Here is a 14,478-nt window from a genome sequence, read left to right as displayed (position 1 = left end):
CCCTGCATCACTGACCAAGCGAGAACAACATGACCACCACCCCGAATTCGCTGCGCCGCTGGATCCTTACCCTGGCCCTGGGCGCGGCCCTGCCCTTCCAGGCCAGCGCCGCCGGCACCGAGCTGCTGAACGTGTCCTACGACGTGGCGCGCGAACTGTACAAGGACATCAACCCGGCCTTCATCGACGCCTACAAGAAGCAAACCGGCGAGACCGTGACCGTCAAGCAGTCGCACGGCGGCTCCAGCAAGCAGGCGCGCGCCGTCGCCGACGGCCTGGAAGCCTCGGTGGTGACCATGAACCAGGCCAACGACATCGACATGCTGGCCGAGCGCGGCCTGGTGACGAAGGACTGGGCCAAGAAATTCCCGAACAACGCCGCGCCGTACTACTCGACCATGGTCTACCTGGTCCGCAAGGGTAATCCTAAGCAGATCCGCAACTGGGAAGACCTGGCCCGTCCGGGCGTGCAGGTCATCATCCCGAATCCTAAGACCGCGGGCAATGGCCGCTACACCTACCTGGCGGCCTGGGGCTCGGTGCTGAAGAAGGGCGGCAACGAGCAGCAGGCGCGCGACCTGGTCGGCCGCATCTTCAAGAACGTGCCGATCCTGGACGCCGGCGGCCGCGCCGCCACCACCACCTTCACCCAGCGCCAGATCGGCGACGTGCTGGTGACCTTCGAGAACGAAGTGAGCATGGTGCGCGCCGAGTTCGGCGACAATTTCGAAGTGGTCTACCCCTCGGTCTCGATCCTGGCCGAGTCGCCGGTGGCCGTGGTCGACAAGGTGGTCGACCGCCGCAACCTGCGCAAGCCCGCGACCGCCTACCTGAACTTCCTGTACACGCCGCAGGGCCAGGAGATCGGCGCCAAGCACTTCCTGCGCGTCCGCAACGAAGCGGTGATGAAGAAGTACGCGGCCAACTACAAGCCGATCACCCTGTTCACCGTCGACGAACTGTTCGGCGGCTGGCAAAAGGCGCAAGACCGTCACTTCGACGACGGTGGCGAATTCGACAAGATCTACCAGTCGAAGTAAATCTTCCGGCGTCAATACGATTGTCAAACAAGCCCTGCCGTGCGCAGGGCTTGTTTTTTTGGTTCCAGGTATACTGCTGAGCAGAGCTGGTAGGCACTCGACAAGGAGTGACGCATTCGCGCCATGTTTTCCGCGAAAAACACCCTTTCCAAGGGGGATTTTGTTTGTACGCCATAGACATGCCTAGCGGATAGGTGCTATCGTCCCTCCTATAGTTGCCCTACAGATAGATGTTGATTGCGCGCCGCCCTGGCGCCTCCCAGAACTGTCAAATCAACCCGGATTCCAGACCAGCAATGATCAAAAAACTGTTCGCCACCGTACTGATGTCGATCTCGGCTGCGGCTTTCGCCGTGCCCTTCGGTTCGCAATCGGTGCTCGTGGTGGAAGACGATACCGGCAAAATCCTGCTCGAGAAGAACGCCGACCGAGTAGTGCCAATCGCCTCCCTGACCAAACTGATGACCGCGATGGTCGTGCTCGACGCCCGGCAGGACATGAACGAGCTGATCGAGATCGACCGCAGCGACGTCGACACCTTCAAGCACAGCAGCTCGCGCGTTCCCGTCGGCGCCCACATCCCGCGCCGCGACGTGCTGCAGCTGGCCCTGATGTCCTCGGACAACCGCGCCGCCGCCGCGCTGGCCCGCACCTTCCCGGGTGGCGACGCCGGCTTCAAGGCCGCCGTGCGCCGCAAGACCGCCGCGCTGGGCATGAGCCAGACCGTGATCGAAGAGCCGACCGGCCTGTCGCCGCGCAACCGCTCGACCGCAGGCGACCTGATCAAGATGGCGGCCGCATCGAGCCGCTATCCCGAGATCACCGAAATGACCACGGAGTCGAAGGATCTCATCAGCATCAACGGCCGCCAGGTCGAGTACCGCAACACCAACCGCCTGGTGGGCGCCAAGGGCTGGGACATCGGTCTGTCCAAGACCGGCTACACCTCGGAAGCGGGCCGCTGCCTGATCATGAACATCAAGGCCGCCGGCAAGAACGCGACCATGGTGCTGCTGAACGCCAGCGCCTCGTCGGCCCGCATCCTGGATGCGCTGAAGATCCGCCGCTTCATCAGCGGCGAACCGGTGGCCACCGCCTCGACCCGCGCGCCGCGCTTCAAGGCCAGCTCGAGCCGCGCCCGCATCAAGGCCAGCGCCGGCAAAGCCAAGGTCAAGGCGGTCAAGAAGCGCAACAAGGCGAAGGTCAAGCCGAGCCGCAAGCGCCGCAACTGATCTGCGCACGCAGGAATGAACAAGGGGCCGCAAGGCCCCTTTTCTTTTTTACCCGATCATGTCGCGCAGGCCGCTGGTGCGGTGGATGCGCCGCCCGATCGCATCCAGCAGCACCTCGCCGGCTGGCGTGACCAGGGTGAAGAACTCGCTGGCGCGCGTGATGCCGGTATAGACCAGCTCGCGGGTCAGGATGGCGCTGCGCTCGCGCGGCAGGGCCAGCACCGTGTGGCGGAATTCCGAGCCCTGCGACTTGTGGACCGTCATCGCGAACGCCGTCTCGACGTTGCGCAGGCGGGTGGCCAGCACGCTGCGCACCGTGTCGCCCTCCAGGAAGTAGACGCGCAGCGAACCCGGGCGCGCCGGGTCCATCAGAGTCAGGCCGATGTCGCCGTTGAACACGCCAGTGCCGTAGTCGTTGCGGGTCACCATCACCGGGCGCCCGACATACCATTCGCCGCCACGGCGCAGCAGGCGCGCCGATTCCAGGCGCTGGCCGATGGCGTCGTTCAGGCCGGTCACGCCCCACTCCCCTTCGCGCACCGCGCACAGGATGCGGAAGGCTTCGAAGCGCAGCAGCACCTGGCGCACCCAGTCGTCGTGCGGGCCCTGCGGCCCGGCCTGGAGCAGCTCCAGGTAGGGGCCGTATCCCGATTGCGCCAGCTGCAGGAGCTGCTGGGGCTGGGCATGGTCGATCCAGCGCACACCGGCGTCGCCCGACGCATTTCCCTGCTCGAGTACTTCCACGGCGCGCGCGGCCTCGCCCGCATTCACGGCCAGGGCCAGCTGGCCGATCGGGCCGCCGAAGCGGCGGCTGTGGCGCAGCATCACGGTCTGCTGGGCCAGCGGCCCGCCGCCGCCGAGGAATTCCTCGGGGAGTTCTTCGCCGCTGGCCTCGCGCACATAGTCCAGCGTGGCGGGCGAGTACGCGCCGGCCTGGGCGTTGTGGCACAGGTCGCCCAGTACCGCGCCCGCCTCGACCGAGGCCAGCTGGTCCTTGTCGCCCAGCAGGACCAGGGTCGCCATGGGCGGCAGCGCGTCCAGCAGGCTGGCCATCATTTCCAGGTGCACCATCGAGGCTTCGTCGACGATCAGGACGTCGACGTCGAGCGGATTGCCGCGGTGGTGGGCGAAGGCGCGGCTGTCGGGACGCGCGCCCAGCAGGCTGTGCAGGGTGCGCGCCGCGCCCATGCGCGCGGTCAGCTCGCGCAGCGGCAGCTTGTCGCCCACCCGCTCGGCCAGCTCGTTCAGGGCCTTGTCGATCGACTGCTTGAGGCGCGCCGCCGCCTTGCCGGTCGGCGCGGCCAGGGCGATGCGCTGGCTGCCCGCTTGCGGCGCGGTGGCGAACAGCAGCGCCAGCAGGCGCGCCACGGTATAGGTCTTGCCGGTGCCGGGGCCGCCGGTGATGATGCCGACCGCGCCGCGCAGGGCGATGGCGCAGGCGAGCTTTTGCCAGTCGGGCTTTTCCGCCGCGCGCTGCGAGGCGAACAGGATGTCGAGCCATGCGCGCACGGCGCTAGGGTCGACCTGGCGCTCGCGCTTGGCGCGCTCGCGCACCGATTGCGCCACCAGCAGCTCGTCGCGCCAGTAGCGGCGCAGGTAGAGCCGCTCGCCGTCCAGCACCAGCGGCTGGTCGTAGTTGAATTCATCGACCTGCCAGACCTGCTCGCAGGCCGCCAGCTGGGCCGCCCAGCCCTTGGCGCCGCGCGGCAAGGGGGCGGCGCTCGCCGCCAGGGCCTTCCACTGCTCCTCGCTCCAGCCCAGCAGCGCGGCGGCAGCCTGGCCGTCGGCCAGGTCGGCCAGCTGCAGGCAGCTGTGGCCATGGCCTTCGAGTTCGGACAGCACGGTGGCGGCCAGCACCAGCGGCGGCGAAGCATGGCCCAGCGCGGCCACGAAGCGCGCGAAGGCGCCCGACAGGCGGCGCAGCTCGCCCTCCTCGGTCAGGCGGCCGATTTCGCTCCACAGGGCGGCGATGCCGCCTTCAGCCTTGGCCATCGTGATCCTCGTTCAGCAAGCGGTCCAGTCCGTCCAGCAGTTCCAGGTCCGGCGCCAGGGTGCAGCAGCCGCGCGTGGCCGGGTTGGCGATCCCGCGCAGGAACAGGAACACGGCGCCGCCCAGTTGCTCGCGCGGACGGTAGCTGTCGCCCAGGCGCGCGCGCAGCAGGCGGTGCAGGGCCAGCATGTAGATCGTGCCCTGGATGTCGTAGCGGTGTTCCAGCATGCCGGCCTCCATCGCCGCCTGGGTATAGGCGGCGTCGCCCGGTCCCAGCGCGTTCGATTTGTAGTCCAGCACCCAGAAGCGCCCCTCGTGCTCGAACACCAGGTCGGCGAAGCCCTTGAGCATGCCGTGCAGCGCACGCTCGGGCAGGACCGGGCGCTGGGCGCCGTCGAAGATGTGTGCGCGGCACAGGCGGTCCAGGCGCGGCAGGTCCAGGCGTTCGCTCGGGAACCAGAATTCCATTTCCGGCAGCGGGTCCTGCAGCTCGGCCAGCGAAGCGCCCAGCGGCGGCAGCTCGGCCGCGACGATGGCGCGCAGCCAGGCCAGGGCGTCGTCCAGGCGGTTGGCCCAGCCGGCGCGCTCGATGCGCTGCACCAGGCGGAGTTCGCAGGCCGGGTCTTCCAGGCAGCCGAAGCCTTCGCCGGCCAGCCACTCGAGCTGCTCGTGCATGAAGTTGCCTGGCACCGAGCCGCGCGGGAAGCGGTGCCAGGGTGCGTCCTCGATCCTGGGCGGTGTCGCCACCGCCGGCTCTTCCTCGAGCAGGGTCTGCTCCTGGGCCCGCATCGGCGCCGGCGCCGCCACGGCCACCGCGTGGCGGGTAAGCGAGGTGAAGGAGCCGATCGACCAGTCGCGCTCGAAGCTCGCGGCGTAGCGCGGCGCGTCCAGCAGGTCGGGCCGCTCGTCGTCGCGCGCGAAAGCCGTCGCATGCTGCTGCGCCTCGCGTTCTTCCTCCAGGTCGAGCAGGCGGATGCAATCGAGGCCGCCGCACAGCTGTTCCAGGCGTTCGCGCAAGGCCGGCGCGGGAATCGGCTCGCCGCCCGCCAGCAGGTAGCCGAAGGCCGATTCGTGCAGGCGGTTCTTGCCGCGGTGCAGGACCACGGCCGTGCCCAGCCACAGGGCGTGGCGCGCGCGCGTCAGCGCCACGTAGAACAGGCGCAGGTCTTCCTCCAGGCGCGCACGGTCGACCGCGGCCTGGGCCTCGGCGCTCAGGCTCAGGTCGAGGCGCCGCTCGCCGTCCTGGTCGATGAATTCGAAGAAGGCGCGGCTGCCCTTCTCCACCGGGCGCGCGGTGACCGCGAAAGGCAGGAACACCAGCGGGTATTCCAGGCCCTTGGACTTGTGCACCGTGACCACCTTGACCAGCTCGGCGTCGCTTTCCAGGCGCAGCACGCGCTCGTCGCCGCCCTCGCCCAGGCCTTCGATCTGCTCGGCGAACCAGCGGATCAGGGCTTGCTCGCCCTCCAGCTGGGTGCTCGCCTCCTGCAGCAGCTCGGCCAGGTGCAGCAGGTTGGTCAGGCGCCGTTCGCCGCCCGGCTCGCGCAGCAGGCGTCCCGGCAGGTTCAGTTCGTGGACGAAGCGGCGCAGCATGGCGAGCACGCCCTGGCGCTGCCAGCTGCCGTGCAGGGCCTTGAGCTGCTCCACCCGCGTTTCCCAGGCTTCCTCGTCGTGCGAGAGGCGCGCCAGCTCGGCTAGCGGCAGGCCGGCGGTCCGGGTGGCGAAGGCCGCGCGCGCCAGCGCGCCGTCGAGCGGATTGGCGACCGCGTACAGCCAGCGCAGCATGTCAGCCGCTTCCTCGCTCTCGATCACCGAATCCTTGTCCGACAGGTAGACGCTGGCCACCATGCGCCGCACCAGGGCGCGGCGCACGGCCCCGGCCTCGCGCCGGTCGCGCACCAGGATCGCGATATCGGCCGGCATCAGGCGGCGGAAACGCTCGCCGTCCGAGAAGCCGACCCGCTCGTCGTTCAGCAGGCGCACGATCTGCTCGGCGCAGTGGCCGGCGAAGAATTCGCGGTACTCGTCGCCCTTCAGGTCCTCGCGGTGGCAGCAGGCCACCGTCATCGCGTGCAGCACGCCCTCGGCGCCGACCAGGCGTTCGCGGTGGCCCTTGGCCGCCACCGGTTCGAAAGGCAAGGGATTGTCCTCGCCACGGCGGAAGCGGAAGGCGCCCTGCGGATAGCCGCCGCCATTCCCGTCGCCCTCCGCGCAGGCGAACACCCGGTTCACGGCCGACACCAGCGGCGCGGTCGAGCGGTAGTTGGTGCCGAGTTTATAGTGGCGGCCTTCGGTGGCGCGCCGCGCCGACAGGTAGCTGTGGATGTCGGCGCCGCGGAAGCCGTAGATCGACTGCTTGGGGTCGCCGATCAGGAACAGGCCCTGCTGCGGTGCATCGTCCGCCACCCGGTACAGCAGGTCGAAGATGCGGTACTGGTCGGGTGAAGTGTCCTGGAATTCGTCGACCATCGCCACCGGATACTGTTCCACGATGCGGCGCCGCAGGACCTCGCCATTCTCGCCCTCGAGCGCATCCTTGAGGCGTTCGAGCATGTCGGCGAAACCGAACTGGCGGTTGCGGCGCTTGAGTTCGCGCATGCGCTGGGCGATCTGGCCGGCGGCGTGGCGCAGCAGCGCGTGGCCGATCGGCGCGATCGCATCCAGTCCGGCGCGTAGTGGCGCGGTGCAGCCGAAGCATTCGGGTACCTCGGCATGGAAGTCCTTGCCGAAGGCGTCCACGACGCCCTCTTCGGTCAGGCGCTTCCAGGCGGTGTCGGGCAGCTGCGGCAGGTGCAAGTCGGGGTCGAGCGCCCAGGCGCGCAGCGCGTCGAACCATTTGACCAGGGAATCGGCGCGCATCTTGTTGCCGTTGAAGCACTTGGGATTGCGCTCGCGGTGCCCGGCGATCCAGCGTTCCATCTCGCCGGCGCGCTCATGCCAGCCTTCCTTGAGCTGCGCCAGCTGGGCGCGCTGGGCGGCGGCCAGGCGGCCCACCAGCACACCCAGGGGTTCCTCGCTCAGGTCGCCCAGCAGCGCGGTGCGGTAGACCAGCTCACGCACGCTTTCCTTGAGCGCCTCGACGCTGCTCCAGCATGCCAGCACCTGCTCGAGCGCCTCGGCGCCCAGCGGATAGACGTGCTGGCGCCAGTAGTCGTGGGCCGCGTCCTCGAACAGGGCGCGCTCGTCGGTGACCAGTTCCTCGTCGAACAGGCTGCCGCTGTCGAAGGCATGCTCGCGCAGCATGCGCTGGCACCAGGCGTCGATGGTGAAGATCGCCGCCTCGTCCATGGTCTCGGCGGCCAGCATCAGGCGGTGCGCGGCCACGCTGCGCGCGCTGCCTTCCGGATAGGCCTCGGCCAGGTCGCGCAGGTAGGGATCGATCAGGTCCAGCTCGCCACGGAAGAAGGCGGCGGCCTGCACCAGGCGCTCGCGCACGCGGTTCGACAACTCGCGCGTGGCGGCGCGGGTGAAGGTCATTACCAGGATCTCGGACGGCAACAGAGGTCGGGCGAAAGCATCGTCGCCGCCATGCCCCAGCACCAGGCGCAGGTAGAGCGCGGCGATGGTCCAGGTCTTGCCGGTGCCGGCCGAGGCCTCGATCAGGCGCGAGCCGTGCAGCGGGAAGGACAGCGGCTGGAGCTCGATGCTCATGCGTCCTCCTCCGCGCCGAGGGGCGTCACCGTCAGCCCCTCGTCGAGCCAGCGCGCCAGCGGCCCGTAGAGCTGGACCGCCACCTGGGGCCAGTCGCCGGCCGCCGCCAGGCTTTCGAAGTCCGGCCACAGGCGCGCCAGGCAAGGCTCGGCCACCTCGCCGGTGAGCTCGAAGCCGCCGTCGTAGGTGGCGCGCGCATCGCCTTCGGCCAGGTAGGCCAGCGCGGTCTTGCAGGCCACGGCCAGCGGCTGGTCCAGGTTGCTGCGCCAGAGCAGCGCCAGTTCGCGCAGGGCGCGCCGGGCGGCGTCCTGCTCCAGCGGCGCCATCTCGATCACGGCGTCGCGCGCCACCAGGCAGCCCGCCACCGGCGTGCCGCAGGCGGCGCTGGCCAGCTGGCGCAGCCAGGGGCCAATCAGCTTGTCGCCGCGCGGACGCCCTTGTTTATCCAGCACCTTGGACGAGATCTGCACCAGCCAGGCGCTGCGCTCGCCGTCGCTACGCAGGCGGTCGATCCAGTCTTCCAGCGCCAGGCCGTCGTCGAACACCAGGCTGACGGCTAGCTTGGGCGCCGGCTGCGGGAAGCGCGCGCCCAGGCGCAGCCAGGCGCTCCGCACCGGAACCAGGCCTTCGACCAGCTGCTCCTGGTACTGGCGGCCCAGCAGGCCGATCGGCAGCACGCCTTCGCGCGCCAGGCGCTCGGCGCGGCCCTTGAGGGTGGCGCGCACTTCGTGCAGGCCCTCGGCCGGGCCGCTGTCGTCCAGCAGGTGGTCCTCGATGAAGAAGCGCTCCAGCGCGTCGAGGGCGAAGGGTTCCTCGTCCTCGCCCACCACGGCGGCGTCGGCGAAGCTCACGCCCAGGCGGCGGCGGAAGAAGTAGCGCGCCGGCTGGCGCAGGAAGCTGGCCAGTTCGCCCAGGCGCAGCACGGCGCCCGGTTCCAGTTCGTAGGGCGGCAAGGCGTCCCCGGTCTCCCCTTCCCCGGCGCCGTGGGCCGCGCGCCATTCGCCGGCATAGGTCAGCAGGCCGCCGCGCTCGAAGTAGCGCCGGCTGAACGGCTGCAGCGCGTGTTCGACGGTGCGCTCGGACAGGTCGAGGTCCCAGCCGTTGGCCAGGTAGTCGCGCAGCTGGGCCACCAGCACCGAGGCCGGCTGCTCGCTGTTGTCGCGCACGTTGCGCCCCACCCAGCTGACGTAGAACTTGTCGCGCGCCGCCAGCATCGCTTCCAGCATCAGGTAGCGGTCGTCGTCGCGGCGCGAGCGGTCGCCCGGGCGGGCCAGCCCCGGCAGTGCCAGCAGGTCGAAGTCGGCCTGCTGGGCGCGGCGCGGGAAGTCGCCGTCGTTCATGCCGAGCAGGCAGACCACGCGGAAAGGCACGGCGCGCATCGGCATCAGGGTGCAGAAGGTGACGCCGCCGGAGACGAACTGGTGGTTCAGGGTCGGCTGGTCGAGCTGGGACAGCCAGGCTTCGCGCAGCACCGCCAGCGACACCGGCTCGTCGAAGCCGGCCGCGTCGACCGTCTCCAGCCAGCACTGCAGGCCTTCGTTCAGCTGGGCCAGGGTCAGGCGGTCGGCTTCATCCTGGGCCGTGAAGAAGGCGGCCAGCATGCGGCGCGCCACCTCGCCCCATTCCATCGGGCGGCGCGGCGCGGCCAGCACGGCGCGCCACTCCAGCAGGGCTTCGACCAGCTGGGCCAGCGAACCGGCCAGGGCGGCGTCCAGGCCGCCCACTTCGGCATAGGGCTCGATCTCGCCGAAGCTGCTCCCCGCGCCGCTGGCGTAGCCGAGCAGCATGCGGCGCACGCCGAAGATCCAGGCGTTCTGTTCGCCCGCCGAGCCCAGGCCCAGGCCGTCGCGGTGCTCGCGGTCCAGGCCCCAGCGCACGCCGGCGCCCTCGATCCAGCGGCCCAGGATGGCGAGATCGTCTTCGCGCAGGCCGAAGCGGCGCGCCACCGCCGGCACGTCGAGCAGGTCGCGCACCTCGCTCTGGCGGCAGCGCTGCTGGGGCAGGCGCAGCAGCCATTCGAGGGCGGCCAGCAGCGGGTTGACGCTGCGGTCGCGCACGTCGCCGATCTCGAAGGGAATGTGGCGCGGGTCGCTGCGGCGGTGCTGGTCGAACACGGCGTGGATGGCGGCCGAGAAGGCGTCGATATCGGGCACCATCACCACGATGTCGCGCGGGCGCAGGCTCGGGTCCTGGGCGAACCAGGACAGCAGCTGGTCGTGCAGCACCTCGACTTCGCGCTGCACGCTGTGGGTGATGTGGAACTCGATCGAGCGGTCCTCCCGCGCGGGCGGCGCGTGCGGGTGCTCGCTCAGGGGCAGCAGGTCGCGCACGGCGGCCTGGGCCTGGGCCAGCAGGGTCTCGCCGTCGTCCTCGGAGAACAAATCGACGCGCAGGTTGCCCTGGCGCGCACCTTCGCCATTGTCGAATTCGTCCAGCATGCGCACGAAATCGCGTCCCTGGCGCCCCCAGCTCGCCAGCAGCGGATGGCTGTGGGCGTGCAGCTCCTCGATCGGCACGCTGGCCAGGTCGGCGCCGGCGCGCAGCGGCTGGCGGCGGCGCGCCGCGCGCAGCAGCTCGCGGCCTTCGATGATGTCGCCCCAGTAGAAGCGGCAGGGATTCGGCACCGCCACCACCACCTGGGTGTGCAGCGAGAGCGCGGCAAAGCCCTGCAGGGTCTGGTAAGGCAGGGTCGACATGCCGAACAGGATCACCCGGCGGGGCAGACGCGATACCGGGCGCCGGCTTTCCAGGTTGGCGGCCAGGAATTGCTGGTGGATGGTGGCGCGGCCCGAAAAACGCTGTTCCGGCGGCACGCTGGCGTGGACGGCGCGCCACAGGCAGGCCTGCCACTTCTGGTCCGGCGCCAGCGGCACCGGGTCGCCCACGGCGCGGCGCAGCTGGTCGCGCCCGGCGGCCCAGTCGATCAGCCAGTCGGCGCGGTAGACCTGGTACTGGTCGTACAGGTCGGCCAGGCGCTCGGCCAGCTGCAGGCGGCGCTCGGCGTCGCCGTCGGCCAGGAAGCGCGCCAGCGGTTCGTAGCCCGGTTCCTGCAGCAGCTCGGGCAGCAGGCGCATCAGGCGCCAGGTGAGCGGATCCTTGTCGAAGGGCGAACGGGTGGGCACGCGCTCGCGCCCCAGCATGCCGCGGTAGGCTTCCCACATGAAACGCGCCGGCAGGGCCACGCGGGTGGCGGCGCACACCCCGAGCTCCTCGGCCAGGGCGATCTTGAGCCACTCGGCCACGCCATTCGATTGCACCAGGATGATTTCTTCTTCCAGCGGCCCGAGCGGGTGGCTCCTCATCCAGTCGAACACGGCGCTGCGCAGCAACTCGAGGTGGTTGCCGTGCAAGATCAACAAGCCGGGATTGATGGGGGAGGACATGGGTTCGATTCGGACAGCTCAGGGGCAAAGGATACCCGTTTTGGGCGCTCGGCGGTAGTGCATGGCAGCCAACAGGGGCCGCGCCGCCGCCCTGCCGGGCACACTTAGAACCTATCCCAGTAGGCGGGACTCGCTCATGCCGCGCCTGGCAAGCGCAAGCGGCGTTGCTCGTCGTTGTGTGGCCAGCCACACTGCCTGCTCGCGCCTTGCCTGCACTTCCCATGCATCGCCATGAGCTTCCTCCCGCCTGCTGGGATAGGTTCTTAGCGCGGGTCTCCGCGCTGGTCTCCGGCGCGGTCGCCGAGCTGGGCCGTGATCTCGCGCTCGAGCCGCACCAGCATGGCGCGCAGGCGCGCCACCAGGGCCCGGGCCTGGGCCGTGCTGGTGGGGCCGCTCTTGCCATGCTGGCGCCGCGGCTGGGCTTCCAGGTCTTCGCACACGGCGCCGAAATCGCGCGCGCCCACGGCGCGCGCCGAGGACTTGATGCGGTGGCCCACGCGCGCCGCCAGCTCCAGGTCGCCTGCGGCCAGCGCGGCGTCGATCTCGGGCAGGGCTTCGCGCGCCGCCTCCAGGAACATGAAGGCGTATTTACGCATCTTGGCGCGATCGCCGCTCGAGGTCACGCCCAGCTGGGCCATGTCGAGCAGGCCCCCGGCCGCGGCGGCCATCGACGCCGCCGGGTTGACGGTGGCCACGTCCGGCACCGGCGCCGAGGTGCGTCCCAGGCAGCGCGCGATGGTGGCGGCCAGCAGCTCCGGCACCACCGGCTTGGTCAGGAATTCGTTCATGCCCGCCTCAAGGCAACGGGTGCGGTCGTCGACCCCGGCGTTGGCGGTCATGGCCACCACCAGGGTGTCGGCCAGCCGCGGGTTGGCGCGGATGCGGCGCGTCGCTTCCAGGCCGTCCATCACCGGCATCTGCACGTCCATCAGGACGCAGTCGAAGCGCTGCCCGGCCATCGCCGCCAGCGCTTCCTCGCCCTGGTTGGCGACCACCACGGCGGCGCCGGCCTGCTCGAGCAGTTCGCGCGCCACCTGCTGGTTGAAGGGATTGTCCTCGACCAGCAGCACCGCGCAGCCATCCAGGCGCGCGCTCTGGGTCGCCGGCGCGGCGCCCAGGCCCGCCCCCGTCCCGCCGGCGGTGTCGTCCAGGCCCAGGCGCGCCGTGAACCAGAAGGTGCTGCCCAGCCCCGGGCTACTGTCGACGCCGGCCGTCCCGCCCATCAGCTCGGCGAGCTGGCGGCTGATCGCCAGGCCCAGGCCGGTGCCGCCGTGGCGCCGGGTGGCCGAGCCGTCGGCCTGCTGGAAAGGCGTGAACAGGTTCCTGGCGGCCTGGGGCTCGATACCGATGCCCTGGTCGCGCACCTCGAAGCGCAGCAGCACCTCGGGGCCGAAGGCGCGCTCCAGCCGCACCCGCAGCGCGATCCGGCCGCGGTAGGAGAACTTGACGGCGTTGCCGGCGAAATTCAGCAACACCTGGCCCAGGCGCAGCGGATCGCCGCGCAGGGGCCGCATCAGCTCGGGCGCGATGTCGACATCGAAGCCCAGTCCCTTGGCGGCGGCCGCCTGGCCGAGCTGGGTCTCGACGTTGCGCATCAGGCTGTCGAGCATGAAGCTGACCTGGTCCAGCTTGAGCATGCCGGCCTCGATCTTGGAGAAATCGAGGATGTCGTTGATGATGCCCAGCAGGTGCTGGCCCGAGTGGTGGATCTTTTCCAGGTAGTCGCGCTGGCGCGGGTCGGGCGCGCCCTGCAGCGCCAGGTGGGTCATGCCGATGATGCTGTTCATCGGCGTGCGGATCTCGTGGCTCATGTTCGACAGGAAGTCGCTCTTGGCCTTGCTGGCGGCGTCGGCCTGCGCCTTGAGCTGGTGCAGCTCGGTGATGTCGGTCGACACGCACAGCACCGCCGGGTCGTGGCTGCCGACCTGGAGCGGCACGCGCACGCTCCACAACTGGCGCGGGGCGCCGCCGGGCGCCGCCTGCTCCACCTGGCCGGCGCTGCGCTGGCCGCCTTCGAGCACGGCCCGGTCGCGCTCCCACAGGGCGTCGGCGCTGGCGGCGGGCATCACGTCCAGGTCGCGCCGGCCGACCAGCAGCGCAGCCGGCTGGCCCAGGCCCTCGGCGCCCTTGGCGTTGACGTAACGGAAGCGGCGCGCGCCGTCCTTCAGGTAGACGCAGGCATCCAGGTTGTCGAGCACCGAGTCGAGCAGCAGGCGCTGGCGCACCGCCTGGCGGCGCGCGTTGTACTGGGCCAGGAACAGGCCGTAGACCAGCAGGGTGCCGCCAAAGCCCAGCACCAGCGCGGCGCCCGGCAGATAGGGGTCGGCGCCCACCATCATGCCGCTGTGCGGAGCCGAGAAATGCACCTTCCACTGGCTGCCGGCGTAATCGACCCCGAGCAGGGAAACGAAGCGGCCGTCCGCGGTCCCTCCCTCCTGCCCGCGGCCGGCGCGCAGATCGGCCCGCACATCGGCGCCGAACAGCAGGCGGTCGCCGGCGCCGGGCGCCAGGCCGGTGCTGCCGGTCGGCAGCCCGCTGCCGTACAGGCTCACTCGCACCGGCTGGTCTTCGAGGAAGCCAAGCGCGCCGCTGACCAGCTCCTGCACCGAGAACGCGATCCCCACCGAGCCCAGGTAGGCGGCGCGGCGCGCTTCTACGGTCGGCGGCAGGACGCCGCCGCGGTACAGCGGCAGGCGCATGCCCAGCACGTTGTGCGGCACCGGATACCGGATCAGGACCGGGTTGCCCGACGCGCTCAGGCCGCCGCTGTCGCGCGAACGCGCCAGCGACCTGGCCACCAGCGGCTGGGCGGCGATGTCGACCCCGATCCGCCCGCTGGGCAGGCTGGACGGGAACTGGTAGGCGATCACTTCGTAGCTGGGGCGTGGACCGTCGGAGCGGATCGTGAAATCGGGATAGCCATCCGGGTCGACGCTGCGGTCGGCGCGCATGGCGGCCTCGAAGGCCGCGCGCTCGCCCTCGCGTACATACGCGGCGAAAGTCACCGCCTCGATCGCCGGATAGTCGCGCGCCAGGTCGAGGGCGCGCACGTAGCGCTCGAAGGCGCGCCGCGACAGCGAGCCGTCCGGGGTGTCGCCGGCCGCGTGCAGGGCCGCCAGGCCGCGCACCGCACGCCCGTACGAGGCGATCGCCACGTTCAGGCGCTCCTGGGCGCCGCGCGC

General features: G+C 70.5%; 6 protein-coding genes. 2 read left to right on the top strand and 4 right to left on the bottom strand.

Going from position 1 to position 14,478, the window contains the following annotated elements:
- Positions 1–29 precede the first annotated feature (29 nt).
- A complete protein-coding gene (locus KBW98_RS07020) occupies positions 30–1,040 on the top strand; it encodes a sulfate ABC transporter substrate-binding protein (RefSeq protein WP_211519415.1) in 1,011 nt (336 codons plus the stop codon).
- A 296-nt stretch (positions 1,041–1,336) separates the two neighbouring features.
- A complete protein-coding gene (locus KBW98_RS07015) occupies positions 1,337–2,272 on the top strand; it encodes a serine hydrolase (RefSeq protein ID WP_211519414.1) in 936 nt (311 codons plus the stop codon).
- 48 nt (positions 2,273–2,320) lie between these two features.
- Here KBW98_RS07015 and recD read toward each other — a convergent pair whose 3' ends face one another.
- The 4 genes from recD to KBW98_RS06995 all read right to left on the bottom strand — a co-directional run.
- Entirely contained in the window at positions 2,321–4,264 is a 1,944-nt protein-coding gene (gene recD / locus KBW98_RS07010) for an exodeoxyribonuclease V subunit alpha (RefSeq protein WP_211519413.1), read from the bottom strand.
- On the bottom strand, positions 4,251–7,913 hold the full coding sequence (gene recB / locus KBW98_RS07005; protein WP_211519412.1) for an exodeoxyribonuclease V subunit beta: 3,663 nt from the start codon (positions 7,911–7,913) through the stop codon (positions 4,251–4,253). Before recB ends, recD begins: the two co-directional genes overlap by 14 nt.
- Complete coding sequence (gene recC, locus KBW98_RS07000) at positions 7,910–11,296, bottom strand: exodeoxyribonuclease V subunit gamma (RefSeq protein ID WP_211519411.1); 3,387 nt, start codon at positions 11,294–11,296, stop codon at positions 7,910–7,912. The genes recB and recC overlap by 4 nt, the downstream gene beginning before the upstream one ends.
- Before the next feature lie 263 nt (positions 11,297–11,559).
- The coding region (locus KBW98_RS06995) for a CHASE domain-containing protein (RefSeq protein ID WP_211519410.1) at positions 11,560–14,478 on the bottom strand (2,919 nt) is incomplete at its 5' end.

The organism is Massilia sp. ST3 (genome assembly GCF_018119405.1).
In the GTDB taxonomy this organism is placed as follows: Bacteria; Pseudomonadota; Gammaproteobacteria; order Burkholderiales; family Burkholderiaceae_D; genus Telluria.
The sequence above is the reverse complement of the archived record's forward strand: the minus strand, read 5'-3'. Positions and strand labels throughout refer to the sequence as shown.

Coding starts and splice junctions, on each gene's coding strand:
- KBW98_RS07020 (WP_211519415.1), top strand. CDS start 30: ATGACCACCACCCCGAATTCGCTGCGCCGCTGGATCCTTACCCTGGCC.
- KBW98_RS07015 (WP_211519414.1), top strand. CDS start 1,337: ATGATCAAAAAACTGTTCGCCACCGTACTGATGTCGATCTCGGCTGCG.
- recD (WP_211519413.1), bottom strand. CDS start 4,264: ATGGCCAAGGCTGAAGGCGGCATCGCCGCCCTGTGGAGCGAAATCGGC.
- recB (WP_211519412.1), bottom strand. CDS start 7,913: ATGAGCATCGAGCTCCAGCCGCTGTCCTTCCCGCTGCACGGCTCGCGC.
- recC (WP_211519411.1), bottom strand. CDS start 11,296: ATGTCCTCCCCCATCAATCCCGGCTTGTTGATCTTGCACGGCAACCAC.